This is a genomic window from Burkholderia sola, from assembly GCF_905400185.1.
GTDB lineage: Bacteria > Pseudomonadota > Gammaproteobacteria > Burkholderiales > Burkholderiaceae > Burkholderia > Burkholderia sola.
This window is the reverse complement of sequence record NZ_FR989675.1, coordinates 1530244-1555324: the sequence shown is the minus strand read 5'-3', so window position 1 is coordinate 1555324 and position 25081 is coordinate 1530244. Positions and strand designations below refer to the sequence as shown.

Sequence of the window (25081 nt, the reverse complement as noted above, 5' to 3'; positions counted from 1 at the left end):
AACCATCATGATGCTCAGAAAACTCTTCGGCTTCGTCGCGACCGCCGTCATCCTTCTCGTCGCGATCCTGATCGGGCGCTCGCTGTGGGTGCACTACATGGACGATCCGTGGACGCGCGACGGGCGCGTGCGCGCCGAAATCGTCAACGTCGCGCCGGACGTGTCGGGCGCGATCGTCGAGCTGCCCGTGCATGACAACCAGCTCGTGAAGAAAGGCGACCTGATCATGCAGATCGACCCGTCGCACTACCGGATCGCGGTCGAGCAGGCGCAGGCGGCGGTCGCTGCCCGTCGCGCGGAACTGCAGATGCGCCGCGACGACGCGGCCCGCCGCGCGGACCTCGATGCGCTCGTCGTGTCGAAGGAAAACCGCGAGAACGCGGCGCACAGCGCGTCGAGCGCCGATGCGCAGTACCAGCAGGCGATCGCCGCGCTCGACGCCGCGAAGCTCAACCTCGAACGCACGCGCGTCGTCGCGCCGGTCGACGGCTACATCACGAACCTTCAGACGTTCAAGGGCAACTATGCGGTGGCCGGCCAGGCGAAGCTCGCGATCGTCGACAGCCATTCGTTCTGGGTCTACGGCTACTTCGAGGAAACCAAGCTGCCGCGCGTGAAGATCGGCGCGCCGGCCGAAATGCGGCTGATGAGCGGCGGCGTGATGAAGGGCCATGTGGAAAGCATCTCGCGCGGCATCTACGATCGCGACAACCCGCAAAGCCGCGACCTCGTCGCGGACGTGAACCCGACCTTCAACTGGGTGCGCCTCGCGCAGCGCGTGCCGGTGCGCATCCGGATCGACGAAGTGCCGGCCGACGTGGTGCTGTCGGCGGGCACGACCTGCACGGTCATCATCGATCCGGACAAGCAGAAGAAGTCGTAAGCGCCGGAGCGCGCCGCACGCTCAGTGTGCGATGCGGAAACGCCCGACCAGCGCCTTCAGCGCCTGAGCCTGCTCGTCGAGCGCGTTCGCGGCAGCCGCCGCCTGTTCGACGAGCGCCGCGTTCTGCTGGGTGCCGGCATCCATCTGGGTGACCGCGCGGCCGATTTCGTCGATCCCCGCGCTCTGCTCGTCCGACGCCGCCGAAATCTCGCCGATGATGTCGGTCACGCGCTTGACCGCGCGCACCACGTCGCCCATCGTGCGGCCCGCGTCGTGCGCGAGCGCCGCGCCGTTGGCCACGCGCTCGACCGACGCGCCGATCAGCTCCCGGATCTCCTTGGCCGCGGTCGCCGAGCGCTGCGCGAGCAGCCGCACCTCGCCGGCGACCACCGAAAAACCGCGCCCCTGCTCGCCGGCGCGCGCGGCCTCGACCGCCGCGTTCAACGCGAGAATGTTGGTCTGGAAGGCGATCCCTTCGATCGTGCCGATGATGTCGCGGATGTTCTTCGCGCTGTCGTCGATCTCGCTCATCGTCGCGACCACGCGCCCGACGACCTCCCCGCCCGTCTCCGCCACCGCCGACGCATTGGCCGCGAGCGAGCTCGCCTGACGCGCATTCTCGGCGTTCTGCCGCACGGTCGACGTGAGCTGCTCCATGCTGGCCGCGGTGCGCTCGAGCGCGACGGCCTGCTGTTCGGTGCGGCGCGACAGGTCGAGGTTGCCGGTCGAGATTTCGCCGGACGCGGCCGCGATGGCCTCGGCGCTCACCGCGATCTCGCCGACGGTGGCCGCGAGCCCCGTCTGCATCTCGGCCAGCGCGCGCACCATGCTGCCGCGATCGTGCCGGCCGAGCGCGATCGGCCGCGTCAGGTCGCCGCGCGCGATGTCCGCGGCGATCTCCTTCGCGAGCGCGGGCTCGCCGCCGAGCTGCGACGCGAGACGCCGCACGACGCGCTCGGCGATCACGACGGCCAGCACGATCAATGCGGCCGTCATCGCGGCGATCATCGCGAACGACGACGAAAAAATGGTGGCGGACGCATCGAGCGTCGCCTTCGACTTCTCGCCGCGCGTCTTCACGAGTTCGGCGACGAGTTTTTCGAGCTTGCCGGTTTCGACCAGCAGCGACACGTCCTGCGTGCCGACCTGCCAGTTCATCTGCGACAGGTCGAGCGGCTGCGCGCGCACCAGCGTGACGAAATCGCGCAGATGCGTGCTCCACGTGCCGACCGCCGTCGAGAACGCGTGCAGCCGCGCCGAATCGCCGGCATCGGCCGGATCCGCATAGCGCTGCAGCGTGCCGAGCGCCTGGCCGATCGACGCGAGCCCGGCGCTGACGTCTGCGCCGAGTTCGTCGCGCTCCTTCGCGGTCGTCGCGGTCAGCAGCATCTTCTGCGCGCGGCTCGCGCGCAGCACCTCGGCGCGGACTTCCGCCGCCGCCCGGCTCGCGACGTGACCCTGTTCGTAGACCGACGCGATCGACGCGTTCAGCCGGCTGATCTGCCACAGCGAAAACATGCCGATCGCGAGCGTGCCCGCCAGCAGGATCGCGAATGCGGCGCGCAACGTCGCCTTGACGGTCCACGGCCGACGCTCGCGACGCGCCGCGCGCGCACGCCGTGCGACACGACCGGCGGCAACACCGGATGCGGCGGCCGCCGCACCGGGCTGTGGATGCAAAGATGCTGCTTTCATCGAACTATCCCCGTATGGATCACGCTGCCGGAAAGGTCGGTCCGGCGGTCCCGCGATGGCAGGCCATGCCGCGCGTCCGGCGCCCGCCCGGCGGGTAGCCGGGGCCAGGCGCGGCGCGCGTGTTGTCATTGGGTCGTTCTACGGCCGCCACCGCCGTTTCTTGAGTCCGGAAAAACACGCACCGGGCCCCGGCGCGGCCCCGCTGAAGCGGCGACCGCGCCGCCAGCGTTATACCCGTCCAAAAAAGCACGCATCGGCCGATCCGTCCGACGAATGTCCGATTCGCGATAAAACTTGGCAGGACATTCGTGACACGCCACATTACACTTCTTTGACGCATCAACGAATCAACCACGCGCCGATCCCCAACAGAGCGCGCCAGCCACCTCAACTCGTTCAGCTCACATGGAAACCAGCCTCGACTCCGGCGCCGGCCCAGCCGTCGCTCAGCCGTCCGCACCGCCCGTCGCCCGCACCGTCTACCCGGTGCTCGGCGCGATCAGCTTCTCGCACATGCTCAACGACATGATCCAGTCGCTGATCCTCGCGATCTACCCGATGCTCAAGAGCCAGTTCGCGCTGTCGTTCGCGCAGATCGGCCTGATCACGCTCACTTACCAGATCACCGCGTCGCTGCTGCAGCCACTCATCGGCCTCTATACCGACAAGCGTCCGAAGCCGTATTCGCTGCCGGTCGGCATGGGCTTCACGCTCGCGGGGCTGCTGCTGATGTCGGCGGCGTCGAGTTTCCCGATGCTGCTGGTGGCCGCGGCGCTCGTCGGCTGCGGCTCGTCGGTGTTCCATCCCGAATCGTCGCGGGTCGCGCGGATGGCGTCGGGCGGCCAGCACGGGCTCGCGCAGTCGGTGTTCCAGGTGGGCGGCAATGCCGGCTCCGCGCTCGGGCCGCTGCTCGCCGCGCTCGTGATCATTCCGCACGGCCAGCACAGCATCGCGTGGTTCTCGGCGGCCGCGCTCGTCGCGATGATCGTGCTCACGCAGATCGGCCACTGGTACAAGAAGCATCCGTCGATGAAGAAGAAGGCCGTGGCGGCCGGCCACCCGACGCTGTCGCGCGGCCGCGTGATGGGCGCGATCGGCGTGCTGGTGCTGCTCGTGTTCTCGAAGTACTTCTACCTCGCGAGCATCAACAGCTATTTCACGTTCTATTTGATCGAAAAATTCCACCTGTCGGTACAGGCCGCGCAGATCCACCTGTTCGTGTTCCTCGCGGCGGTGGCGGCCGGCACGCTGATCGGCGGGCCCGTCGGCGACCGGATCGGCCGCAAGTACGTGATCTGGGTGTCGATCCTCGGCGTCGCGCCATTCACGATGCTGCTGCCGTACGCGAACCTGTTCTGGACGAGCGTGCTGACCGTGATCATCGGCGTCGTGCTGGCGTCGGCGTTCGCGGCGATCCTCGTCTATGCGACGGAGCTGATGCCCGGCAAGGTCGGGATGGTCGCGGGCCTGTTCTTCGGCTTCGCGTTCGGGCTGGGCGGCGTCGGCGCGGCCGTGCTCGGCCAGCTCGCGGACGCGACGAGCATCCCGTTCGTCTACAAGGTGTGCTCGTTCCTGCCGCTGATCGGCGTGCTGACGGTGTTCCTGCCGAACCTCGAAGGCAGCGGGCGCAAAAAGGCGTGACGAACGACCGGCCGCGGCGTGCGCACCGTGGCCGGTCGAGCGGTTTGAACGGAAAAGACGAGACGGCGGCTAGCAGGCTGTTGAAAAGCGCCTCGCTTTGATGACTGGGGCACTGTTTAAAAGGATTTCGTATGCGCTTGGCTGCCGAGTTGCCAACGAATCGCCGAAGCTGGACCGTTCGCGAGCGATCCAGCCGGCGCGTTGCCGTACGACGGCCGCGCTTGGGCGGCTCATTGCACCGCTCCTTGCGGCGGCACCACCGTCAGCATTCGCGCCATTCGAGTCAGATTGCTCGCCAGCATCGTCAGCTTGAAGTGCTGGTCGACCCGTTTGAGGCCGCGATACGCGGTCTGTCGAATCCTGCCGACGGTCTTGCCCCAGCCGAAGTGCTCTTCGATGCGTTTGCGAATCACTTGGCTAATGCCATAACCGGCGTGCCGCGAGGTGCGGCCGTCGATCGCACTGCCGCCTTGATGCGTGTCGTTGCGCGCGACGTGTGGCGTCACTTTGCGCGCTCGGCAATCCCGCACAAAGTCGCGCATGTCGTAACCCTTGTCGGCGCCGAGCGTCTTGGCGTGACGACCCGGCACGCAATCGAGCAGGCGCAACGCACTCGCGCGTTCGCCGAAACCATCAGCGTGGCTGACCACTGCGCCGACCACCAAGCCCGAGCGGTTCTCCATCAGGATGTGCCCCTGATAACAAAGGATGGCTCCGCTTTGCCGCCCCTTGCGGAACAGGCGCGCATCCGGATCGGTGCTCGATTCATGCGTGTCGTTGCTGCGCCGCTTGCCCTTCCAGTCGGTGTCGACATTGCGGCCACCGCCGGCTGGCGGATCGTCCGAACCGTCCTTGGGCCGGAAGCTCTTGTGGCTGGCCCAAGCCTGGATCAGCGTGCCATCGACCGAGAAGTGTTCTCTGGACAGCAGCCCTTGCTTGTCGGCCAGGCTCATGACTTCGGTAAAGAACGCTTCGACCACGTCGTGCTCCAGCAGTCGATCCCGGTTCTTCGAGAACACCGAGTGGTCCCACACGGCGTCTTCGATGGCCAAGCCGACGAACCAGCGGAACAGCAGGTTGTAGCGCATCTGCTCCATCAGCATGCGCTCGCTGCGTACCGAGTAGAACACCTGCAGCAACAACGCACGCAACAGCTTCTCCGGTGCAATCGACGCGCGGCCGCTGTCCGCGTAGATCGTGCCGAACAACCCGTTGAGCCGCTTCAGTGCCTGATTGACCAGCAGCCGGAGCGGCCGCAACGGGTGATCGGCCGGCACGAAATCTTCCAGCTTCACCGTCGTGAACAGCGGTTCCTGCATCTCGTCCATTCCGCGCATCGCTCTTATCTGCCCAAGGTCATGAACACGATATCTCTAACGCACCGCTCGCAACGCCCGTTTACACCGTTCCGAATTTCAACAGCCTGCTAGGCCGCCGTCGTCGCATGCAGCGTCAGGAAACGCTTGAGGATGCCCGACGAATAGCTGCTCGCAATCGCCGACAGGAAGTGCGAGAACGACTGCGTCGCGTGATCGTCGGCCGTATCGGAGATCGTGCGCACGAGCGCGAACGGCACGTCGTGTTCGGCACATACCTGGGCGATCGCGGCGCCTTCCATCTCGACCGCGAGCGCGTCCGGCAGCGCGTCGCGCAGCGCGACGACTTCGCGCTCGCTCGACACGAAGCGGTCGCCGCTGATGACGAGCCCCGCGTGCAGCGCCGCGCCGGCGAGCCCGAAGCGCTCGGCGAACCGCGCGGCCTCTTCGTCGACGAACAGCGCGCATGCGGCCCGCAAGCGGGCCGTCAGCGCCGCGTCGGTCGCGAAACGCGTGATGCCGAGCAGCGGCACCTCGTAGCGCGGAAAGAGCGGCGATGCGTCGAGATCGTGCTGCAGCAGCGTATCGGCCACGACGACGTCACCGACCCGCACCGTGCGCGACACGCCGCCCGCGACACCGGTAAACACCACGCCCGACACGCCGAACACGTGGATCAGCGCGCTGACCGTCGCGGCGGCCGCGACCTTGCCGACCCGCGCGAGCGTGACGACGCAGGCCGCGCCGTGCACGGTGCCAACGTGATAATCGCGGCGGCCGAGCGTGACCGTCTTCATCGCGCCGTCGGCGCGCATCGCGGCGATCAGGTCGCCGAGTTCCTCGGGCAGCGCGGCCAGAATGCCGAGCCGACGCGCGGCAGGCGCCACGACGAGGTCGACGTCCATCATTCCACCGCCTGCAGTTTCGCGACCGCGAGCGCGAGCCATTTCTCGCCGTGGCGCTTGAACTTCACCTGCGCCTTCGCATCGGTGCCGTTGCCTTCGAGCGCGGTGACCGTGCCTTCGCCGAACTTGGTATGGAACACCTGCTGGCCGACCCGGAAGCCGGTGTCGGCCGCGCGCTGCTTGTCCGCGAACGCGGGCAGCGGCGCGGACACGGCCGCATCGACGATCTGCTCTCGGCTGCCGCCGCCCGGCCGCGCGAACCAGTCGCGCCCGTAGCCGGCGTTGTCGGAGCGCCCGCCCCAGCGCGACCCGGCCTCGACCTTCGGCGTGAGCCACTTCAGCACGTGCTCCGGCAGTTCGTCGAAGAAGCGCGAGCGTACGTTGTAGCGGGTCTGGCCGTGCAGCATCCGGCTTTGCGCGAACGACAGGTAGAGCCGCTCCTTCGCACGCGTGATCGCGACGTACATCAGCCGGCGCTCCTCCTCGAGGCCATCCGATTCGAGCACGCTGTTCTCGTGCGGGAACAGCCCCTCCTCGAGCCCCGTGATGAACACGGCCGAGAACTCGAGCCCCTTCGCCGCGTGCACGGTCATCAGCTGCACCGCGTCCTGGCCGGCCTGCGCCTGGTTGTCGCCTGCTTCCAGCGACGCGTGCGACAGAAAGCCGGCGAGCGGCGTCATCGTGTCGGGGTTCTGGGCCGGGTCGGCGGGCGATGCCGGATCGAGCACGTCGACCGCCGGATCGTCGGTCGCGGTACCGAGTTCGGGCGCCGCGATCGCGCCCGCGCGCAGCGGAATCGAGCGGGCCGGCGTGTCGAGCCCATAGCCTTCCTCGGCGATGAACGCGGTGGCCGCGTTCACGAGTTCCTGCAGGTTTTCGAGGCGATCCTGACCTTCGCGTTCGCCCTGGTAGAAATCGGCGAGGCCGCTCGCGCGCACGATGTGCTCGACGGTGTCGGGCAGGTTCATGTGCTGCGTGTCGGCGCGCATCTTCGCGATCAGGTTCGCGAACCCGCCGAGGCTCGTGCCGGCCTTGCCGGTCACGTACGGAATCGCGGCGGCCATCGAGCAGCCGTACAGCCGTGCGGCGTCGGCCAGTTGCTCGACAGAGCGCGCGCCGATCCCGCGAGTCGGGAAGTTCACGACGCGCGCGAATGCCGTGTCGTCGTTCGGGTTGTCGATCAGGCGCAGGTACGCGAGCGCATGCTTCACTTCCTGCCGCTCGAAAAAGCGCAGGCCGCCGTACACGCGGTACGGAATGCCCGACGACATCAGCGTGTGCTCGATCGAGCGCGATTGCGCGTTGCTGCGGTACAGGACGGCCACTTCGCTGCGCGCCATCCCGGTATTGATCAGCGAGCGGATCTCCTCGACGATCCAGCCGGCTTCCTGCGAATCGGTGCTGGCTTCGTACACGCGCACGGGCTCGCCGTGGCCGGCGTCGGTGCGCAGGTTCTTGCCGAGGCGGTGCGCGTTGTTCGAGATCAGCTGGTTCGCCGCGTCGAGGATGTTGCCGTGCGACCGGTAGTTCTGCTCGAGCTTGATCAGGTTGCGCACGCGGAATTCGTCCTCGAAGTCGCGCATGTTGCCGACGTTCGCGCCGCGGAACGCGTAGATCGACTGGTCGTCGTCGCCGACCGCGAAGATCGCGTTCTCGCCGCCCGCGAGCATCTTGAGCCACGCGTACTGCAGCTTGTTGGTGTCCTGGAACTCGTCGACGAGGATGTGCCGGAAGCGCGCCTGGTAGTGCGCGCGCAGCGGCGCGTTGTACGCGAGCAATTCGTAGCAGCGCAGCAGCAGCTCGGGGAAATCGACGACGCCTTCGCGCTGGCACTGCTGGTCGTACGCCTGGTACAGCTCGACGAACTTGCGGTTGAAGTTGTCGGTCGCGTCGACCTTGTCCGGGCGCAGCCCCTGCTCCTTCGCGTTGTTGATGAAGTACTGGACGTTCTTCGGCGGGTACTTTTCGTCGTCGACGTTCGCCGCTTTCATCAGTCGCTTGATCGCGGACAGCTGGTCGGCCGTATCGAGGATCTGGAAAGTCTGCGGCAGGCCCGCGTCGCGCCAGTGCGTGCGCAGCATCCGGTTGCACAGGCCGTGGAACGTGCCGATCCACATCCCGCGCGTGTCGATCGGCATCATCGCCGACAGGCGCGCCATCATCTCGCGCGCGGCCTTGTTCGTGAAGGTGACGGCGAGCACGGTGGGCGGCGATGCATAGCCCTGCTGGATCAGCCACGCGATGCGCGTGATCAGCACGCGGGTCTTGCCGCTGCCCGCCCCTGCGAGGATCAGCGCCGGTTCGTTCGGCAACGTGACGGCGGCGAGTTGTTCGGGGTTCAGATTGGCGAGCAGATCGGGCATGGAGCGGCGGCTAACGGGCGAGAAAAATGCGGACCCGACATTATAAGTCCGTCGTGCGCGATACCGTGACCGACCGATGTGGCATCGCGGCCCAACAGGCCGCCTTCCCCGCCGGCGACGGCTTCGGCACGCGTGACCAGCGTTATTTTCTGCGCGGGGCAGCAGGTTGGTCGCCGATCCAGTCGGGATGAGGGACATACCGGCGAACTTGTTCGGCGAGTTCGGGGCCGTGATGCAGGTCCGGGCATTTCAGCAGAGCAAATTTTGCCCCGGCGTAACCTTCCACGGGATTGCCGTAATCGCGGCGCAAATAGTGTTCTGCAAGCCGCTCGACCGCCCGATCGCCTTTTTCCTCATCGTAATAAGTCCATTCCAGGAACGCACTCTTGGTGACGTCGGCATCCTTGCCTGCCGACGATCCCCGGTAAGCGAGCGACAGGCACGCCGCCAACGCCCTGTCCTTGTAATTCTCCGCATTGGTGCGCCGCACGGCCATGACGGAACCGGCTGCTTCGGCAGACAGTGCCGAACATAGCGCGACGGCGCAGACCACCCGAAAAATATTCATTTGAGCGACTGGAAATAAGCGCGGCTAGTGCGAGGGTTCGCCTCCGGCATCCGCCGAGGGTTCTTTTTATCCCGGATATGCGCAGCGACGCTGCCCCCGATCACCTGTGCCACTCTCTCGCCCGAACGGGCCGGATCGTAGATCTTCGTTGACGCCGCCCACGCGGCGGCAAATGTCGGTCGTATCACTCCACTCTCCTGGGTGACGACGGCGGACCGATGCGGCAGCGAGCCCTCGCCGACTCAAACCCGCAGCCTGACCCGCAAGTTAACCGTCCCAACACGCGTCAGCAATTGGACACGTGCGAACCTGACTGTAAGCCGCGAACGGCTCCGCTCGACGCCCGGCGACTTATAATGTGCGGTTCAAGTCTCCAACAAGCATTTTTCGGCAAATTTCCAACCATGAGCGACAACACGCTGGCGAAGAGCTTCGAACCCCACACCATCGAGTCCCAATGGGGGCCGGAGTGGGAAAAACGCGGCTATGCCGCCCCGGCATTCGATCCGTCCCGCCCCGATTTCGCGATCCAGTTGCCGCCGCCGAACGTGACGGGCACGCTGCACATGGGCCACGCGTTCAACCAGACGATCATGGACGGCCTCGCCCGCTATCACCGGATGCTCGGCGAGAACACGCTGTGGGTGCCCGGCACCGACCACGCGGGGATCGCCACGCAGATCGTCGTCGAGCGCCAGCTCGACGCACAGGGCGTGTCGCGCCACGACCTCGGCCGCGAGAAGTTCGTCGAGCGCGTGTGGGAATGGAAGCAGAAATCCGGTTCGACGATCACGGACCAGGTGCGCCGCCTCGGCGCGTCGACCGACTGGTCGCGCGAATACTTCACGATGGACGACAAGATGTCGGCCGCCGTGCGCGACGTGTTCGTCACGCTGTATGAACAAGGGCTGATCTACCGCGGCAAGCGCCTCGTCAACTGGGATCCGGTGCTGCTCACCGCCGTGTCGGATCTCGAAGTCGTCAGCGAGGAAGAAAACGGCCACCTGTGGCACATCCGCTACCCGCTCGTCGACGGCTCGGGCTCGCTGACGGTCGCCACCACGCGTCCCGAGACGATGCTCGGCGACGTCGCGCTGATGGTCCATCCGGAAGACGAACGCTACGCGCACCTGATCGGCAAGCTCGTCACGCTGCCGCTGACGGGCCGCGAGATTCCGGTGATCGCCGACGACTACGTCGACCGCGAATTCGGCACCGGCGTCGTGAAGGTCACGCCCGCGCACGACTTCAACGACTACCAGGTCGGCCTGCGCCACAAGCTCGCGCCGATCGAGATCCTGACGCTCGACGCGAAGATCAACGACAACGGCCCCGAACAGTATCGCGGCCTTGACCGCTTCGACGCGCGCAAGGCGATCGTCGCCGACCTCGACGCGCAAGGCTTCCTCGACTCCGTGAAGCCGCACAAGCTGATGGTGCCGCGCGGCGACCGCACGGGCGTCGTGATCGAGCCGCTGCTGACCGACCAGTGGTTCGTCGCGATGACGAAGCCGGCGCCGGAAGGCACGTTCCATCCTGGCAAGTCGATCACCGAGGTATCGCTCGACGTCGTGCGCGACGGCCAGATCAAGTTCGTCCCGGAAAACTGGACGACCACCTACTACCAGTGGCTCGAGAACATCCAGGACTGGTGCATCTCGCGCCAGCTGTGGTGGGGCCACCAGATCCCCGCGTGGTACGGCGAGAACGGCGAGGTGTTCGTCGCCCGCAACGAGGAAGACGCACGCGCGCAGGCCGCGGCAAAGGGCTACACGGGGGCGCTCAAGCGCGACGAAGACGTGCTCGACACGTGGTTCTCGTCGGCGCTCGTGCCGTTCTCGTCGCTCGGCTGGCCGAACGAAACGCCCGAACTGAAGCACTTCCTGCCGTCGTCGGTGCTCGTCACCGGCTTCGACATCATCTTCTTCTGGGTCGCCCGGATGGTGATGATGACCACGCACTTCACCGGCAAGGTGCCGTTCCATACCGTCTACATGCACGGCCTCGTGCGCGACGCGGAAGGCCAGAAGATGTCGAAGAGCAAGGGCAACACGCTCGACCCGATCGACATCGTCGACGGCATCGACCTCGAGGCGCTGGTCGCGAAGCGCACGACGGGCCTGATGAACCCGAAGCAGGCCGCGACGATCGAGAAGAAGACGCGCAAGGAATTCCCGGACGGCATCCCCGCGTTCGGCACCGACGCGCTGCGCTTCACGATGGCGTCGATGGCAACGCTCGGCCGCAACGTGAACTTCGACCTCGCGCGCTGCGAAGGCTATCGCAACTTCTGCAACAAGCTGTGGAACGCGACGCGCTTCGTGCTGATGAACTGCGAAGGCCACGACTGCGGCGCCGACAAGCCGGAAGTGTGCGGCGCGGGCGACTGCGGCCCCGGCGGCTACCTCGACTTCTCGGCGGCCGATCGCTGGATCGTGTCGCTCTTGCAGCGCACCGAAGCCGACATCGCAAAGGGTTTCGCCGATTACCGCTTCGACAACATCGCGAGCAGCATCTACAAGTTCGTGTGGGACGAGTACTGCGACTGGTATCTGGAGCTCGCGAAGGTGCAGATCCAGAACGGCACGCCGGAACAACAGCGCGCGACGCGCCGCACGCTGCTGCGCGTGCTCGAAACGGTGCTGCGCCTCGCACACCCGGTCATCCCGTTCATCACCGAGGCGCTCTGGCAAAAGGTCGCGCCGCTCGCCGGCCGCTATCCGCAAGGCAAGGCCGAGGGCGAAGCGTCGCTGATGACGCAGGCGTATCCGGTCGCGAACCTGCAGAAGCTCGACGAGGCGTCCGAACAGTGGGCGGCCGACCTGAAGGCGATCGTCGACGCGTGCCGCAACCTGCGCGGCGAGATGAACCTGTCGCCGGCCACCAAGGTGCCGCTGCTGGCCGCCGGCGACGCCGAGCGCCTGCGCTCGTTCGCGCCGTACGTGCAGGCGCTCGCGCGCCTGTCGGACGTGCAGATCCTCGCGGACGAAGCGGCGCTCGACCGGCAAGCGCACGGCGCGCCGATCGCGATCGTCGGCCCGAACAAGCTGGTGCTGAAGGTGGAGATCGACGTCGCGGCCGAACGCGAGCGCCTGTCGAAGGAAATCACGCGCCTGACGGGCGAGATCGCCAAATGCAACGCGAAGCTCGGCAACGAGGCGTTCGTCGCGAAAGCGCCGCCGGCCGTGGTCGAACAGGAGCAGAAACGCGTCGCGGAATTCCAGAGCACGCTCGACAAACTGCGTGCGCAGCTCGATCGGTTGCCTGCGTAACAAACGGTAAGGTCATTTGCGTTCAATATAATGCGAACGTGAACATAGACCGTCTGACAAGTCGATTACAGGAATAAAGGTTCGATCATGTTGAAAGTCACCAAGGCGGTATTCCCCGTGGCCGGCCTCGGCACGCGGTTCCTGCCGGCAACGAAGGCGAGCCCGAAGGAAATGCTGCCCGTCGTCGACAAGCCGCTGATCCAGTACGCGGTCGAGGAAGCGATCGCGGCGGGCATCACCGAGATGATCTTCGTCACCGGGCGCAGCAAGCGCGCGATCGAGGATCACTTCGACAAGTCGTACGAGGTCGAGGCCGAACTCGAGGCGCGCGGCAAGGAAAAGCTGCTCGAACTCGTGCGCAGCATCAAGCCGAGCCATGTCGACTGCTTCTACGTGCGCCAGCCGGAAGCGCTCGGCCTCGGCCACGCGGTGCTGTGTGCGGAAAAGCTGGTCGCCGACAACCCGTTCGCGGTGATCCTCGCGGACGACCTGCTCGACGGCAACCCGCCGGTGATGAAGCAGATGGTCGACGTGTTCGACCACTATCACAGCTCGGTGATCGGCGTCGAAGAGATCCCGCCGTCGGAGACGAAGTCGTACGGGATCGTCGACGGCAAGGAATGGGAAGAGTCGATCGTCAAGATGTCGGCGATCGTCGAGAAGCCGGCGCCGGAAGTCGCGCCGTCGAACCTCGGCGTGGTCGGCCGCTACATCCTGAAGCCGCGGATCTTCGAGCATCTGCGTGCGCTGAAGCCGGGCGCGGGCGGCGAACTGCAGCTCACCGACGCGATCCAGGCGCTGCTCGCCGACGAACAGGTGCTGGCCTACAAGTATCAGGGCACGCGCTACGACTGCGGCAGCAAGCTCGGCTACCTGAAGGCGACGGTCGAATTCGCGCTGCGCCACCCGGAAGTCGGTGCGGAGTTCGAAACGTACCTGCGCACGCGCGACGGCGGACAACCGACCGTCTGAACGCGGCAAGGGCCCGCCCCGGCGGGCCCGCCCTCACCTCGCGGCCAGCGCTGTCAGTGCGCGTCGGCCGGCTTCACCGAGACGACGCCCGGCATGCCGCCCGCGTCGTCTTTTTTCGTCTTGACGAGCCAGCCGCTGCCGTCGCCGAACGGCACCTTCGCCAGCGCGCTCTTCACGAGCGCCGGCGCGGCCTGCTGCGTGCCCGGATCGCGGTCGCGCAGCGACGCCGACACGCGATAGACGTCGGCGCCCGATTTCGCATCGACGAAGCGCAGCGTCAGCACGTGACGGTACACGCGGCCCATGAACGGCAGCGCGAACGGCGCGGGCCCGTCGACCGTCACGCATGCGCTGCTCGCCGCGCCGCAGCCGGCGGCGCTCGCCGCGACCGCCGCCGGCTGCGTCGCATACGCGATCGACAACCGGTAGCGCGCGTCCTTGAGCGGCTGCGCATCGAAGCCGCGGCGCGCGAGTTCGTCGCGCACGAGCGTCTCGATCTGCCGATACTCGGCGTCGCCCGCCTGCGCAGCCGTCCGCACGAAATCGTAGCCGTGCGCCCCCGATGCAAATGCATTCGGCTGCCCGAGCGCACTCACGCCGCTCGTCACGCCCGCGCAACCCGTCAACAGCGACGCCGCCAGCACGGTCGCCGCCCATTGCTTTCTCATGGCTTTCCCCAAATACCTGCCGTCGCGCCCGGCCCTGTCAGGCGGACGGCTCGTCGATCGCGGGCAGCGACACCGTCACCGCGGTGCCGACACCCACTTCGCTGTCGACCGACACGCTGCCCCCATGGCGCGTGACGACCGTCTTCACGAATGCCATGCCGAGCCCGGAGCCCGAGATTTCGGGCCGCTCGCCGGCATGGAATCGCTTGAAACGCTCGAACAGATGCCGCTGATCTTCCGGCGCAATGCCGTATCCCTGATCGCGAATCGTACAGAACATCCGCTTCGATGCGTGCTCGACCGTCAGCGTACACGTGATCACCGTGTCGGACGGACTGTATTTGACCGCGTTGTTCAGCAGGTTCACGAATGCGCGCGTGATCAGCGAGCGGTCCGCGCGCACCCAGCACATGTCGGCGCCCACGTCGGTCTCGACGCGGATGTGCTTCGCCTGCGCCTGCGGCCACACCTCGTCGCTCGCGTCGATCAGCACGTCGACGAGGCTCGTCACCTCGAGCTGGTACGCCTGCGACTCCGCGCGCGCCAGTTGCACGAACTCGTCGGCGAGCGACAGCGCGCGGTGCGCATAGCGCTCGATCCGCGCGAGCAACCCGCGCATCGCGTCGCTGTCGACGCGGTCGCGCTCGATCTCGACCAGCGCGAGAATCGACGACTGCGGCGAGCGCATGTCGTGCGACAGCAGGTGCAGCGCTTCCTCGCGATGCCGTTCGGCCGCGTGCAGCTCGGTCACGTCGACGAGGCCGGCGATCCAGCCCGTCACGCGCCCTTGCGCGTTCGTACACGCCGCGTAGCGTAGCAGATGGTCGAGCCCGTCGCGATCGCGCACCTCGATACCGCGCGCCATCGCGTCGTGCTCGGCCTCGAGCGTCGGGTCGAGCGCGGCCGGCCAGCGCTCGCGGATCGCCGCGTCGTGCTCGGCGTTGCCGTCGACGGTCTTCATGAACGTCAGCTCGCCGAGCGCCGTGCGCAGCGGCCGCCCTTCCGGCAGCGGCAGCGCGAGCCGCGACCCGTAGCGTTTCGCCGCGTGGTTCGCGATCAGCACGGTGCCGGCGAGATCGGTCACGAAGATCGGCTCGGGCATACTGTCGAGGCTGTCCCACACGAAGCGTTTCATATCCTGCACGCGCTGCGCGGCCTGCGCCATCAGCGCCATCTGCCGCTCCAGCACGTCGCCGCCGACGCTGCGCGTACGCGGCGCCTCGGGCAGCAGGTGCGGCTCGTCGGCGAGCTTCTGCAGCTCGCGGCGCAGGTACGACATCGTCATTTCCAGCCGCCGCCAGTTCCAGATCGGGTAGACGGCGATCAGCCCGAAGATCGCGGGCGCCGGCGTCAGCCAGATGCGCGCCTCAAACAGCAGCGCCAGGCTCGCGACGACGGCGAGCGCGGCGAGGCTCAGCGTCAGCAGCAGCGCACGCCACGGCGACAGCATCAGGAAGCCGCCCAGCAACACGGCGAGCGGCAGCAGCGACGCGACGAACAGCCCCAGGGGCGACGCGGGCGAGATCGCACTGCCGGTCGCCAGCATGTCGAGCACGTTCGCATGGATGTACACGCCGGCGAGCGGGCCGAATTCGCCGGACACCGGCGTCGCGAAGCGATCGTACAGCCCGGACGCCGTCACGCCGACGACGACGATCTTGCCGCGCAGCGCGTCGGGCTTCACGCGCCCTTCGAGCACGTCGTCGAACGACAGCGTCGGATACGCGGGCGTGTTGCGGCTGAACGGAATCAGGTAGCGGCCGTCGCCCGCCGCATCGCGCGACAGGTCGTGCGCGTTCGCGCCGGGCACGCCGCCGACCGGATGCAGCCGGCCGGCCTGGATCGCACGATAGACGGGCACCATCAATTGCGGCCAGCGCACGCGGCCGTCGCTTTCGAACAGCGCGACGCTGCGCACGATGCCGTCGCGATCGACTTCGAGATTGATATGGCCGAGCCCCGTCGCGCGCGCCGCGAGCGCGGCGACCGGCGGATCGACGGAACGCGTGCCGTCCGCCTGCTCGGGGCTCAGCAGCACCGGCAGGAAGGTCGGCACGCGGCTCATCGCGTCCGCGAACGCGCGATCCTCGGGCGACGGTTCGGTAAACAGCACGTCGTAGACGACGGCGGCCGGCTGCGCGCGCGCGAGCGTGTCGAGCAGCCGCGCATGCACGTCGCGCGGCCACGGCCAGCGGCCGAGCGCGGACACGCTCTGGTTGTCGATGTCGACGACCACCACGTCGGGCGACAGCGGCAGGCTGCGCAGCATCAGCAGCCGGTCGTAGATCAGCCCGTCGACGCTCGACGACAGGCGGCCGAGCGCGCACGCGAGGATCACCGCGACCCCGAGGCAGCCGATCGCGATCCATTCGATCAGGAAGCGGCGGCCGAGGTGCCGCCGTGTGGAAACGGAATCGGGTTTCATGCGCCGCGGGTCAGCGCGACAACGTGAACGCGCTGACCGGACTGGTCTTCTCGTAGAACTTGCCGCCTTCGAATTCCTCGACGGTCACCGCCCAGAAATAGTCGCCCGGCGGCAGGTGCGCGACGGTGATCTGGCGCGCGTGCAGGCCGACCTGATCGACGACCGGCGCGCTCAGGTCCTTCGAGCGCGACAGCACGAACCGGTAACGCGCGTTCTTGCCCGCCCCGTTCGGCGACCAGCGGAACTCGTAACCGCCGGCGCCCGGCGACGCGCTCGCGTCGAGCCCCATCACGCGGCGTTCGAACGCATAGGTGCGCGGCAGCCCCTCGAGGCCGTTCGCATCGATCGCGGCGATCCGCACGAAGTAGTTGCCGTTCGGCACGTCGCGGAACACCGCGCGCGGCGAATCGGTGCGTGTCTCGCGGAACAGGTCCATCAGCCCCGCATCGTGCGCGAGCTGCACGCGGTACGCATGCGCTTGCTCGAGCGGCGCGATGTCGAACGCGACGCCGGGCTCGTCCTGCACCTTGTCGGGATGCTCGAGCGCGGGTGCGCCCAGCAGCGCGATCGGCGCGCCGACCGCACCCGACGACGTCGCGACGCTGCCGAAGTTCGCATGCACGAGCGTCGCGCCGGCCGGCTTGCGGCCGCCCGCGACGCCGACGGTGCCGTCGAGCACTTCGACGCGCGTCGACGCCGTGCCGGCCGCGTCGTAGTTCACGCGAAAGCGCGTGCCGCGCACGCCGGCGACGACCGACGGCGAGCGGATCTGGAAGCGGTCGTCGCGTTTCTTCAGGTGGGTGACTTCGCTGTCGACCGAGCCGCGCGTGAGTTCGAACTCGCGATCGAGCGTGCCGGTCAGCACCGTGCGGCGCAGCGACTTCAGGTCGAGCTGGCTGTCGGGCGGCAGGCTCATGTGCGTGCCGTCGGTCAGTTCGATCGTCACGAAGCCGTTCGGACCGGTACGCACGCGGTCGCCTTCGGCGAGCGTCGCATCGTTCGCGAGCGGCGCGAAGGCGGCGCCGGACGCGCGCTCGGCCGTGCCCTGCACCGCGATCACGCGTGCGGTGAGCTTTTCCTTGCGCAGGCGCGCGACCGGCAGCTTCAGCGCGATGCCGGGCTGCAGGCGCTTCGGCGCCGGCACGCCGTTGATCTGCTGGAGCAGTTGCCAGTCGTCCACGCCCTGCAGGTAGCGCGCGGCGACGTCGTACAGCGTGTCGCCCGCCTGCGTGCGATAGACGACCGTCTTGCCCGCGGCGGCGGGCGGCTGCGCCGCGGCCTGCTGCGCGGCGAACGCGAATGCGACCGCGCAGGCCGCGCGCAGCGCCGCCGTGCACAGGCCCGCCGTGCGCCGCGTGATGCGCGCGGTCACTCCGGTTCCCCCTGGCCGACCCGTTCGAGCCGGTAGCCGTATCCGTAGATCGGCGCGAGACGGTAGCCGTTTTCGGGCCGCAGGCCGAGCTTGGTGCGCAGCATCGAAATGTGCGTATCCATCGTGCGCGACGGAATGTCGGTCGCCTGCTTCCATACGAGGTCGAGAATGTGCGCGCGCGACAGCGGCCGGTCGAGATGCTGGAACAGCAGCAGCGCGAGCTCGAATTCCTTTTGCGTGAGGCTCACGGCCTTGTCGCCGACGTACGCCTGCTTCAGGTTCACGTCGAAACGGAACTGGTCGAACTCGCGGACGGTGGCCTCGGCATTGACCGGATACGCGCGGCGCAGCAGCGAACCGATACGTGCGCGCAGGATCGGGCCCGACACGGGCTTGACCACGTAATCGTCGGCGCCGGCGTTGAGGATCTGCGTGATTCCCGCCTCGTCGTCGCGGCTCGTCATGAAGATGATCGGCAGGCTGTGCTCGGTCTGGTTCGCCCGCACCCACTTGAGCACTTCCTCGCCGGACATGTCGGGCACGTTCCAGTCGAGCACCAGCAGGTCGAACGTCTCGCGCTGCAGGCGCTTCTTCAGGGCCTTGCCTTCCTTGAACGCATAGCACGTATGGCCGACGGCCGTCAGCGTTTGACTGACGAAATCCGTCTGGGCCGGATCGTCATCCAGTACAGCAATTCTCATAGCACCCCGCAAATCGAAGTCGACTCGTCCACTCGGCTCCCGCGCCTGCCCCGGCCGCGCCGCCTGTGCGCGGCGTCCGGATACCGGCCGGCGAGCCGTCGTTCGCCGCTCGCGCCTCCTGCGCAAGCCGGCGACCCCGGCTAAATATCTCAAAAACGGGGCACGGACGAACCGGCGATTTCATCATAGTAGTATGAAATTCGCCAAGAAATTGCGCGGACTATCGCCCTTTCTTCGAATAATCCTTTCTCTTGCGCAACCGGACGCCTATTCGGCGCCCGCGATGCCGGCCACCGGCTCGGCGAAATCATCCGTCGGCATGCGCGGCGACGGCCGCTGCGGCGACGGCGGTTGCGCCAACACGGGCTGCCCCAGCACGGGCTGCCCCAGCATCCGCTGCAACTGGTCGCGCACGCGCTCCCACGCGCCAGCCGCGTAGTCGGGCTGGCCCGCCGCCCATGCCTGCGCCAGATCGAACACGCGTTCGATCGTCGCACCGCAGTAGGTCGGGCCCGCGCCGTCGTCCCGCGCGGCGTCGCGCAGCCGTTCGTCCAGCCATTCGGCCAGCCACGGCATCTCGGCCGCGGCCGAATCCGCATAGGCCTCCAGCGCGGCACGCGCGTGGCGGTCCTGTTGCGGATCGAGCTCGATCCGGCTCAATTCCGAGGTGCGCACGGGCGCGATGCTTTCCGCTCCGGACGGACTTCGAAGGGTCCCTGGTCTGAAGGACATGTCCTCTCCCCGTTGTACGACGGTAGCGTCAGGCATGGCCCCCGAGCCCGCCGTGCGACGTACCGTGGCCGGCGCCTCCGCTGGGAGCGGACGACCGGCCGGGTCAGTATACGCAGCCGGTCGCGCAACGAGGTTTAAGAATTGTCAGAGAAGTGTGGCCAGCGCTTTCCAATGGAACAGGCGCCTGGGCAAGGGCACCGGGCCAGGGACAGCCGGCGAGGCGCCCGGCGCGGCGGGACACGTGATGCGCGCCTTCAGCGGCGGCGCATCAGGAATACGAAGGTCTTGTCCTGGGTCGTCGATTCGACGATCTCGTTGCCCGTCTGCTTCGCGAACGCGGCGAAATCGCGCTGCGAGCCCGGATCGGTCGCGAGCACCTTGAGGATCTGCCCGCTTTCCATATCGGCAAGCGCTTTCTTGGCACGCAGGATCGGCAACGGGCAATTGAGCCCGCGCGCGTCCACTTCCTTGTGAATCTGCATCGGCTGTCGACCTTCGAATGACGCGCCATACGTGGCGCGGGAGGAAGCGGCGATTTTACCGCAGCGCCGCCGCGCTTGCCCGGGCCGCCCACGGCCAGGCGCCCGCCGGCACCCGACTCACGCGCCGGAGAAGCCGCCCGCGAGCCGTTCGCGCAGGTGCCGCACGAGCGCGCGCACCGCACTCGGGACGACCGGGCTGTACGGGCGGATCGCGAAAATGTGGTCGCCGAACGCGCCCGACGGCCGCCAGCCGTCGAGCAGCGCGACGAGCCGGCCGGCGTCGAGATCGCGCCGCGCGCTGAAATCGGGCAGCAGCGCGATGCCGAGCCCGCCGAGCGCGGCCTCGCGCATCGCCTCGCTGTTGTTCGCCGCGAAACTGCCGCGCACCGGCACGCTCACGCGCTCGCGGCGGCGGCCGTCCGGCTCGAAGCTCCACGCGGCCGGCTCGTGCTCGCGCAGATAGCACAGGCAGCTGTGATCGACGAGCTCGCTCGGGTGGCGCGGCGCGCCGCGCGCGTCGAGATAGTCGCGGCTCGCGACCAGCAGCGAACGCGTGTCGCACAGCTTCCACGCGACGTGGGTCTGCGGCGCGGTGGTCGTATGGCGGATCGCGAGATCGAAGCCCTCCTGCGTCAGCGAATGCAGGCGGTCCGACAGGTCGAGCTCGATCTGCACGCCCGGATGCTGGCGCAGGAAATCGGGCAGGTGCGGCACGACCTGCTGGCGCCCGAGCGCGACCGGCACCGTCAGGCGCAGCAGCCCGCGCGGCTCGCCGGCGAGATCCTTCACGCGCGCGAAATGCTGGCCGATCGACTCGAACGCATCGCGCGTGCTGTCGACGAGCGTCTGGCCCGCATCGGTGAGCCGCACGCTGCGCGTGGTGCGGCGCACGAGCGGCACGCCGGCCGCCTTTTCGAGATCGGCGATGCGCTGGCTCATCGCGGCCTTGCTGATGCCGAGCCGCTGCGCGGCGGCCGTGAAACTGCCGGCCGCGGCCAGCACCGTCAGCGAATGGATATGCGGCCAGAGCGCCTGGACATTTTGCTGATTCATCCAGTGATTATTCAGAATTCTGAACAGTGAATCAAGCTGCGCGGTCTTCTCCCGCCCCGCCGCTTTGCCTAGACTTGGTTCCGTTCACCCCCTACTCCCAGGAGACACGCATGACCACGGTTCCCGCGTATACGTCCGACGCCGACGTCGGCCACTACATCGACGGCGCGCCCGTCGCCGGCCGCAGCGGCCGCTTCCAGGACGTGCTCAACCCGTCGCTCGGCCGCGCGGTGCGCCGCGCCGCGCTCGCCGGCAACGACGAAGTCGAGCGGGCCGTCGCGTCCGCCCACGCCGCGTTCCCGGACTGGGCCGCGACGCCGCCGATCCGCCGCGCGCGCGTGCTGCACCGCTTCCTGCAACTGATGAACGAGCACCGCGACACGCTGGCTGCGATCATCACGGCCGAGCACGGCAAGGTGTTCTCCGACGCGCAGGGCGAAGTCGCGCGCGGCATCGACATCGTCGAATTCGCGTGCGGCGTGCCGCAACTGCTGAAGGGCGACTTCACCGACCAGGTCAGCACCGGCATCGACAACTGGACGATGCGCCAGCCGCTCGGCGTCGTCGCGGGCATCACGCCGTTCAACTTCCCGTGCATGGTGCCGTGCTGGATGTTCCCGGTCGCGATCGCGACGGGCAACACGTTCGTGCTGAAGCCGAGCGAGCGCGACCCGTCGGCCGCGCTGTTCATCGCCGACCTGCTCACGCAGGCCGGCCTCCCGGCCGGCGTGTTCAACGTCGTGCAGGGCGACAAGGGCGCGGTCGATGCGCTGCTCGACCACCCGGACGTGCAGGCCGTCAGCTTCGTCGGCTCGACGCCGATCGCGGCCTACGTGCAGCAGCGCGCGGTGCAGTCGGGCAAGCGCGTGCAAGCGCTGGGCGGCGCGAAGAACCATCTCGTCGTGATGCCCGACGCGAACATCGAGCAGGCGGTCGATGCGCTGATTGGCGCCGCGTACGGCTCGGCCGGCGAGCGCTGCATGGCGATCAGCATCGCGGTACTGGTCGGCGACGTGGCCGACAGGATCGTGCCGGCGGTCGCCGAGCGCGCGCGCAAGCTGGTGATCGGCGACGGGATGTCGCCGGAAGTCGAGATGGGCCCGATCGTCACCGGCGAAGCGCTCAAGCGCATCGAAGGCTATATCGAGCAAGGCGTGAACGAAGGCGCGCAACTGGTGGTCGACGGCCGCGGGCTGCGCGTGCCGGGCCGCGAGGCCGGCTTCTTCACCGGCGGCACGCTGTTCGATCACGTCACGCCCGACATGCGGATCTACAAGGAAGAAATCTTCGGGCCGGTGCTCGGCTGCGTGCGCGTGAAGGATTTCGGCGAAGCGGTCGACCTGATCAATGCGCACGAGTTCGGCAACGGCGTGTCGTGCTTCACGAGCGACGGCGGGATCGCGCGCGAATTCGCGCGGCGCATCCAGGTCGGGATGGTCGGCATCAACGTGCCGATCCCGGTACCGATGGCATGGCACGGCTTCGGCGGCTGGAAGAAGAGCCTGTTCGGCGACATGCACGCGTACGGCGAGGAAGGCGTGCGCTTCTACACGCGCCAGAAGTCTGTGATGCAGCGCTGGTCGTCGAGCATCGGCAAGGGCGCCGAATTCGCGATGCCGACCGCGAAGTAAGCCGGCCGGTGCGCCGCCCGTCGATCCGTTCGGCGGGCGGCGCACCGGTAGCCGAGATCAACCGGCCTTCGTGCCGTGCGCGCCGTCGGCGGTCGGCAGGTACGACAGCTCGAGCCGGTACGCGAGCGCGACGAACAGGCTCTGCGCAAGGCCCATCGTCGCCGTCAGCGCGCGAAAGCCGAACGTCGCGCTGTCCTGCACCATCAGCGTCACTTCCGCCTCCCGCGCGAGCGGGCTCATCCGGCTGTCGGTGATCGCGATCAGCCGCGCACCGCGCTGCGCGGCCTGCTGCGCGACCTGTACCGTCTCGTCCGCGTACGGCATGAACGAGATCACGATCATCACGTCGCCTTCGCGCACCGATCGGATCTGCCCGAGATGCATGCTGCCGAGCGCGCTGAACAGCCCGATGCGCTTGTCGGTGTGCTGCAGCGCATAGTCCAGATACACGGCGATCGGAAACGCGCGCCGCGACCCGGCGATCCAGATCGCCTGCGTATCGGCGAGCAGGTCGACCGCCTGCGCGAGCGCCTGCGAGTCGAGCGTCTGCCGCAACTGCTGCATCCCGGCAATGCTGCCCTTGATGAATTCGTCGGCGATCTGTTCGGGTTGCAGGCTCGACGAACCCGATTCGATCACGTCGCGCACGCGCAGGTTGTACGCACGGCCCGGCGCGATCTGCTGCGCGAGCCCTTCGCGGAACAGCCGCTGCATCTCGGAGAACCCGGAGAAGCCGAAGTGCTTCGCGAAGCGCACGACGGCCGACGGCTGGACGCCGCAGGCTTCCGCGAGCGACTGGATGCCCTCCAGCCCAAGCTGGTCCCGATGCGTTTCCACGTGGCGCGCGATCACCTTCAGGCGATTGCTGAGGCCGTCGTACTCCTGCGTCAGGTGCTGCAGGAACGCCTCGACGGTGGCGGGAGGTTTCTCGGATGAACTCATCGGATAGCGCGAAGTTGACGGCCCCGGTGCGCGCGCGTGGCTGGCCGGCGCGGCCCGGGGCTCGACTGGATACATGCATGAAGGGCGAATTTAATCACGTTTGCGGCACGGCCCGCGCCGCCTGCTCGCTCCCACGCGCTCGATCATCGCTTGCATACGCTCCACGGCAAGACTGGGAGCGATTGTCCAACGCGTTCGCGGCGGCGTAAAGATCAGGGTGTGTACCGAGGCCGGCCGTCGCGACGAAGCGCGGCGCAGCCGGCCCGCCTCCGTTCAGCGATAGTCGACCCACACGCCGCCCGCGTCGGCCGAACGCACGCAGTTCTCGACCCAGCGCACGCCTTCGACGCCCGCGTGCACGTCCGGAATACGGATCGCCTTCACCGCCACGGCGTCGCCGCGATCGGCCGCGTCCATCGCGAGCGCGAAGCGCGCGTAGAGATTCGACCATGCGTCGAACAGCCCTTCCGGATGCCCGGCGCCGATGCGGTCCTCGCGCAATGCGTGCGGATGCAGGTACGGCATTCCGCGATCGAGCACCTGTGCCGGCTGCCCCTGGACTTCGTAGCGCAACTGGTTCGGGTGTTCATCCCACCATTCGATGCTCGCCTTCGAACCGATCACGCGCACCTTCTGCCCGTGCATCGAGCCGGCGTTCACCGCGCTCGACCACACGTAGCCGATCGCGCCGGTGTCGTATTCCATGATCGTGAACGCGTTGTCCTCGAGCGGCGCGCGGCTCTTCACGAAACTCTGCCGCGAACACATCAGCCGCTTGATCTTCAGTTCCGGCGCCATCACCTCGGAGATGTACAGCGGATGCGTGCCGATGTCGCCGAGCACGTAGCTCGGGCCCGCGAACTTCGGATCGACGCGCCAGCGCGCGGCCGCGCTCGCGGCCTCGACGCCCTCGCTGTGAAAGCCGTGCGCGAACTGCATCTGCACGATGCGGATCTCGCCGAGGTCGCCGCGCGCGATCATCTCGCGCGCCTGCTCGATCATCTGGTGTCCGGAATAACCGTACGCGACGCCGACGATCCGGTTCTTCTCGACCGACAGCCGCTGCAGCGCCTCGGCTTCCTCGGTCGTGAAGCACAGCGGCTTCTCGCAGACCACGTGCAGCCCCGCGTTCAGCGCGGCGCGGCAGATCTCGAAGTGCGTGTTGTTCGGCGTCGCGATCGATACCGCGCGGATGCCGTCCGGCCGCCGCGCCTCCGCGTCGAACATCGCCGCGTAATCGGGATAGCAGCGCTCGGCCGCGACGCCGAGCTTCACGCCGAACTGCCGGCCGCGTTCGGGATCGATATCGAATGCGCCCGCAACCAGCTGGAAGCTGCCGTCGCGCAGCGCGGCCGACCGGTGGCTGTAGCCGATCTGGCTGCCGAGCCCGCCGCCGACCATGCCCCAGCGAATCGAATGTCCAAGCAGAATCTGTCCGTCAATCATGATGGTGTTCCTGG

Annotated in this window: 19 protein-coding genes; 5 read left to right on the top strand and 14 right to left on the bottom strand. The window is 67.7% G+C overall.

All coding sequences use genetic code 11. The annotated features are described in order from the left end of the window. The first annotated feature begins 7 nt into the window (after positions 1–7). The gene (locus KR541_RS07175) at positions 8–883 is read left to right on the top strand and encodes an efflux RND transporter periplasmic adaptor subunit (RefSeq protein ID WP_050018179.1); all 876 of its coding nucleotides are present in this window, start codon (positions 8–10) and stop codon (positions 881–883) included. Between the two features lie 21 nt (positions 884–904). On the opposite strand, the gene KR541_RS07170 is transcribed toward KR541_RS07175, so the two are convergent. Further along, the gene (locus KR541_RS07170) at positions 905–2578 is read right to left on the bottom strand and encodes a methyl-accepting chemotaxis protein (RefSeq protein WP_050018180.1); all 1674 of its coding nucleotides are present in this window, start codon (positions 2576–2578) and stop codon (positions 905–907) included. A 405-nt stretch (positions 2579–2983) separates the two neighbouring features. Here KR541_RS07170 and KR541_RS07165 point away from each other — a divergent pair, with 405 nt between their 5' ends. Continuing rightward, on the top strand, positions 2984–4219 hold the full coding sequence (locus KR541_RS07165; protein ID WP_050018181.1) for an MFS transporter: 1236 nt from the start codon (positions 2984–2986) through the stop codon (positions 4217–4219). Between the two features lie 230 nt (positions 4220–4449). Here the strand turns inward: KR541_RS07165 and KR541_RS07160 are convergent, their stop codons facing one another. The 4 genes from KR541_RS07160 to KR541_RS07145 form a co-directional block, all read right to left on the bottom strand. Further along, positions 4450–5547 carry an IS5-like element ISButh6 family transposase gene (locus tag KR541_RS07160; protein WP_080334439.1) on the bottom strand — a complete coding sequence of 366 codons (1098 nt, stop codon included), beginning with the start codon at positions 5545–5547 and terminating at the stop codon, positions 4450–4452. Between the two features lie 98 nt (positions 5548–5645). Further along, positions 5646–6440, bottom strand: a complete 795-nt coding sequence (locus KR541_RS07155) for a 5'-methylthioadenosine/adenosylhomocysteine nucleosidase (protein ID WP_373452489.1) — start codon at positions 6438–6440, stop codon at positions 5646–5648. After that, complete coding sequence (locus KR541_RS07150; RefSeq protein ID WP_050017558.1) at positions 6440–8803, bottom strand: UvrD-helicase domain-containing protein; 2364 nt, start codon at positions 8801–8803, stop codon at positions 6440–6442. The genes KR541_RS07155 and KR541_RS07150 overlap by 1 nt, the downstream gene beginning before the upstream one ends. Before the next feature lie 142 nt (positions 8804–8945). After that, the gene (locus KR541_RS07145) at positions 8946–9371 is read right to left on the bottom strand and encodes a type VI secretion system amidase immunity protein Tai4 (protein WP_089488371.1); all 426 of its coding nucleotides are present in this window, start codon (positions 9369–9371) and stop codon (positions 8946–8948) included. Positions 9372–9775: 404 nt separating this feature from the next. Here KR541_RS07145 and KR541_RS07140 point away from each other — a divergent pair, with 404 nt between their 5' ends. Both KR541_RS07140 and galU read left to right on the top strand, forming a co-directional pair. Continuing rightward, complete coding sequence (locus KR541_RS07140) at positions 9776–12643, top strand: valine--tRNA ligase (RefSeq protein WP_050017560.1); 2868 nt, start codon at positions 9776–9778, stop codon at positions 12641–12643. Between the two features lie 87 nt (positions 12644–12730). Beyond that, positions 12731–13615: a UTP--glucose-1-phosphate uridylyltransferase GalU gene (gene galU / locus KR541_RS07135; RefSeq protein ID WP_050017561.1), complete on the top strand. Its 885-nt coding sequence runs from the start codon at positions 12731–12733 to the stop codon at positions 13613–13615. A 53-nt stretch (positions 13616–13668) separates the two neighbouring features. Here the strand turns inward: galU and KR541_RS07130 are convergent, their stop codons facing one another. The 7 genes from KR541_RS07130 to KR541_RS07100 form a co-directional block, all read right to left on the bottom strand. Beyond that, positions 13669–14283 carry a DUF4136 domain-containing protein gene (locus tag KR541_RS07130; RefSeq protein WP_050017562.1) on the bottom strand — a complete coding sequence of 205 codons (615 nt, stop codon included), beginning with the start codon at positions 14281–14283 and terminating at the stop codon, positions 13669–13671. A gap of 37 nt (positions 14284–14320) precedes the next feature. After that, on the bottom strand, positions 14321–16708 hold the full coding sequence (locus tag KR541_RS07125; RefSeq protein WP_050017564.1) for a CHASE2 domain-containing protein: 2388 nt from the start codon (positions 16706–16708) through the stop codon (positions 14321–14323). A 10-nt stretch (positions 16709–16718) separates the two neighbouring features. After that, positions 16719–18080 (bottom strand): FecR family protein, encoded by a 1362-nt coding sequence (locus KR541_RS07120; protein WP_050017565.1) that lies wholly within the window; start codon positions 18078–18080, stop codon positions 16719–16721. Next, on the bottom strand, positions 18077–18781 hold the full coding sequence (locus tag KR541_RS07115) for a response regulator transcription factor (RefSeq protein WP_006490421.1): 705 nt from the start codon (positions 18779–18781) through the stop codon (positions 18077–18079). Before KR541_RS07115 ends, KR541_RS07120 begins: the two co-directional genes overlap by 4 nt. Before the next feature lie 267 nt (positions 18782–19048). Beyond that, positions 19049–19513: a peptidase gene (locus KR541_RS07110; RefSeq protein ID WP_089488370.1), complete on the bottom strand. Its 465-nt coding sequence runs from the start codon at positions 19511–19513 to the stop codon at positions 19049–19051. Positions 19514–19767: 254 nt separating this feature from the next. Then, a complete protein-coding gene (locus tag KR541_RS07105) occupies positions 19768–19995 on the bottom strand; it encodes a sulfurtransferase TusA family protein (protein WP_006402122.1) in 228 nt (75 codons plus the stop codon). 117 nt (positions 19996–20112) lie between these two features. Beyond that, positions 20113–21048: a LysR family transcriptional regulator gene (locus tag KR541_RS07100; protein WP_050017569.1), complete on the bottom strand. Its 936-nt coding sequence runs from the start codon at positions 21046–21048 to the stop codon at positions 20113–20115. A gap of 110 nt (positions 21049–21158) precedes the next feature. Here KR541_RS07100 and KR541_RS07095 point away from each other — a divergent pair, with 110 nt between their 5' ends. Continuing rightward, positions 21159–22679, top strand: a complete 1521-nt coding sequence (locus KR541_RS07095) for a CoA-acylating methylmalonate-semialdehyde dehydrogenase (protein ID WP_216089472.1) — start codon at positions 21159–21161, stop codon at positions 22677–22679. A gap of 57 nt (positions 22680–22736) precedes the next feature. Here KR541_RS07095 and KR541_RS07090 read toward each other — a convergent pair whose 3' ends face one another. Further along, positions 22737–23621, bottom strand: a complete 885-nt coding sequence (locus tag KR541_RS07090; protein ID WP_050017572.1) for a MurR/RpiR family transcriptional regulator — start codon at positions 23619–23621, stop codon at positions 22737–22739. Positions 23622–23894: 273 nt separating this feature from the next. After that, complete coding sequence (locus KR541_RS07085) at positions 23895–25067, bottom strand: Gfo/Idh/MocA family protein (protein ID WP_050017573.1); 1173 nt, start codon at positions 25065–25067, stop codon at positions 23895–23897. Positions 25068–25081: the final 14 nt, after the last annotated feature.

Coding starts and splice junctions, on each gene's coding strand:
- KR541_RS07175 (WP_050018179.1), top strand. CDS start 8: ATGATGCTCAGAAAACTCTTCGGCTTCGTCGCGACCGCCGTCATCCTT.
- KR541_RS07170 (WP_050018180.1), bottom strand. CDS start 2,578: ATGAAAGCAGCATCTTTGCATCCACAGCCCGGTGCGGCGGCCGCCGCA.
- KR541_RS07165 (WP_050018181.1), top strand. CDS start 2,984: ATGGAAACCAGCCTCGACTCCGGCGCCGGCCCAGCCGTCGCTCAGCCG.
- KR541_RS07160 (WP_080334439.1), bottom strand. CDS start 5,547: ATGGACGAGATGCAGGAACCGCTGTTCACGACGGTGAAGCTGGAAGAT.
- KR541_RS07155 (WP_373452489.1), bottom strand. CDS start 6,440: ATGGACGTCGACCTCGTCGTGGCGCCTGCCGCGCGTCGGCTCGGCATT.
- KR541_RS07150 (WP_050017558.1), bottom strand. CDS start 8,803: ATGCCCGATCTGCTCGCCAATCTGAACCCCGAACAACTCGCCGCCGTC.
- KR541_RS07145 (WP_089488371.1), bottom strand. CDS start 9,371: ATGAATATTTTTCGGGTGGTCTGCGCCGTCGCGCTATGTTCGGCACTG.
- KR541_RS07140 (WP_050017560.1), top strand. CDS start 9,776: ATGAGCGACAACACGCTGGCGAAGAGCTTCGAACCCCACACCATCGAG.
- galU (WP_050017561.1), top strand. CDS start 12,731: ATGTTGAAAGTCACCAAGGCGGTATTCCCCGTGGCCGGCCTCGGCACG.
- KR541_RS07130 (WP_050017562.1), bottom strand. CDS start 14,283: ATGAGAAAGCAATGGGCGGCGACCGTGCTGGCGGCGTCGCTGTTGACG.
- KR541_RS07125 (WP_050017564.1), bottom strand. CDS start 16,708: ATGAAACCCGATTCCGTTTCCACACGGCGGCACCTCGGCCGCCGCTTC.
- KR541_RS07115 (WP_006490421.1), bottom strand. CDS start 18,781: ATGAGAATTGCTGTACTGGATGACGATCCGGCCCAGACGGATTTCGTC.
- KR541_RS07110 (WP_089488370.1), bottom strand. CDS start 19,513: ATGTCCTTCAGACCAGGGACCCTTCGAAGTCCGTCCGGAGCGGAAAGC.
- KR541_RS07105 (WP_006402122.1), bottom strand. CDS start 19,995: ATGCAGATTCACAAGGAAGTGGACGCGCGCGGGCTCAATTGCCCGTTG.
- KR541_RS07100 (WP_050017569.1), bottom strand. CDS start 21,048: ATGAATCAGCAAAATGTCCAGGCGCTCTGGCCGCATATCCATTCGCTG.
- KR541_RS07095 (WP_216089472.1), top strand. CDS start 21,159: ATGACCACGGTTCCCGCGTATACGTCCGACGCCGACGTCGGCCACTAC.
- KR541_RS07090 (WP_050017572.1), bottom strand. CDS start 23,621: ATGAGTTCATCCGAGAAACCTCCCGCCACCGTCGAGGCGTTCCTGCAG.
- KR541_RS07085 (WP_050017573.1), bottom strand. CDS start 25,067: ATGATTGACGGACAGATTCTGCTTGGACATTCGATTCGCTGGGGCATG.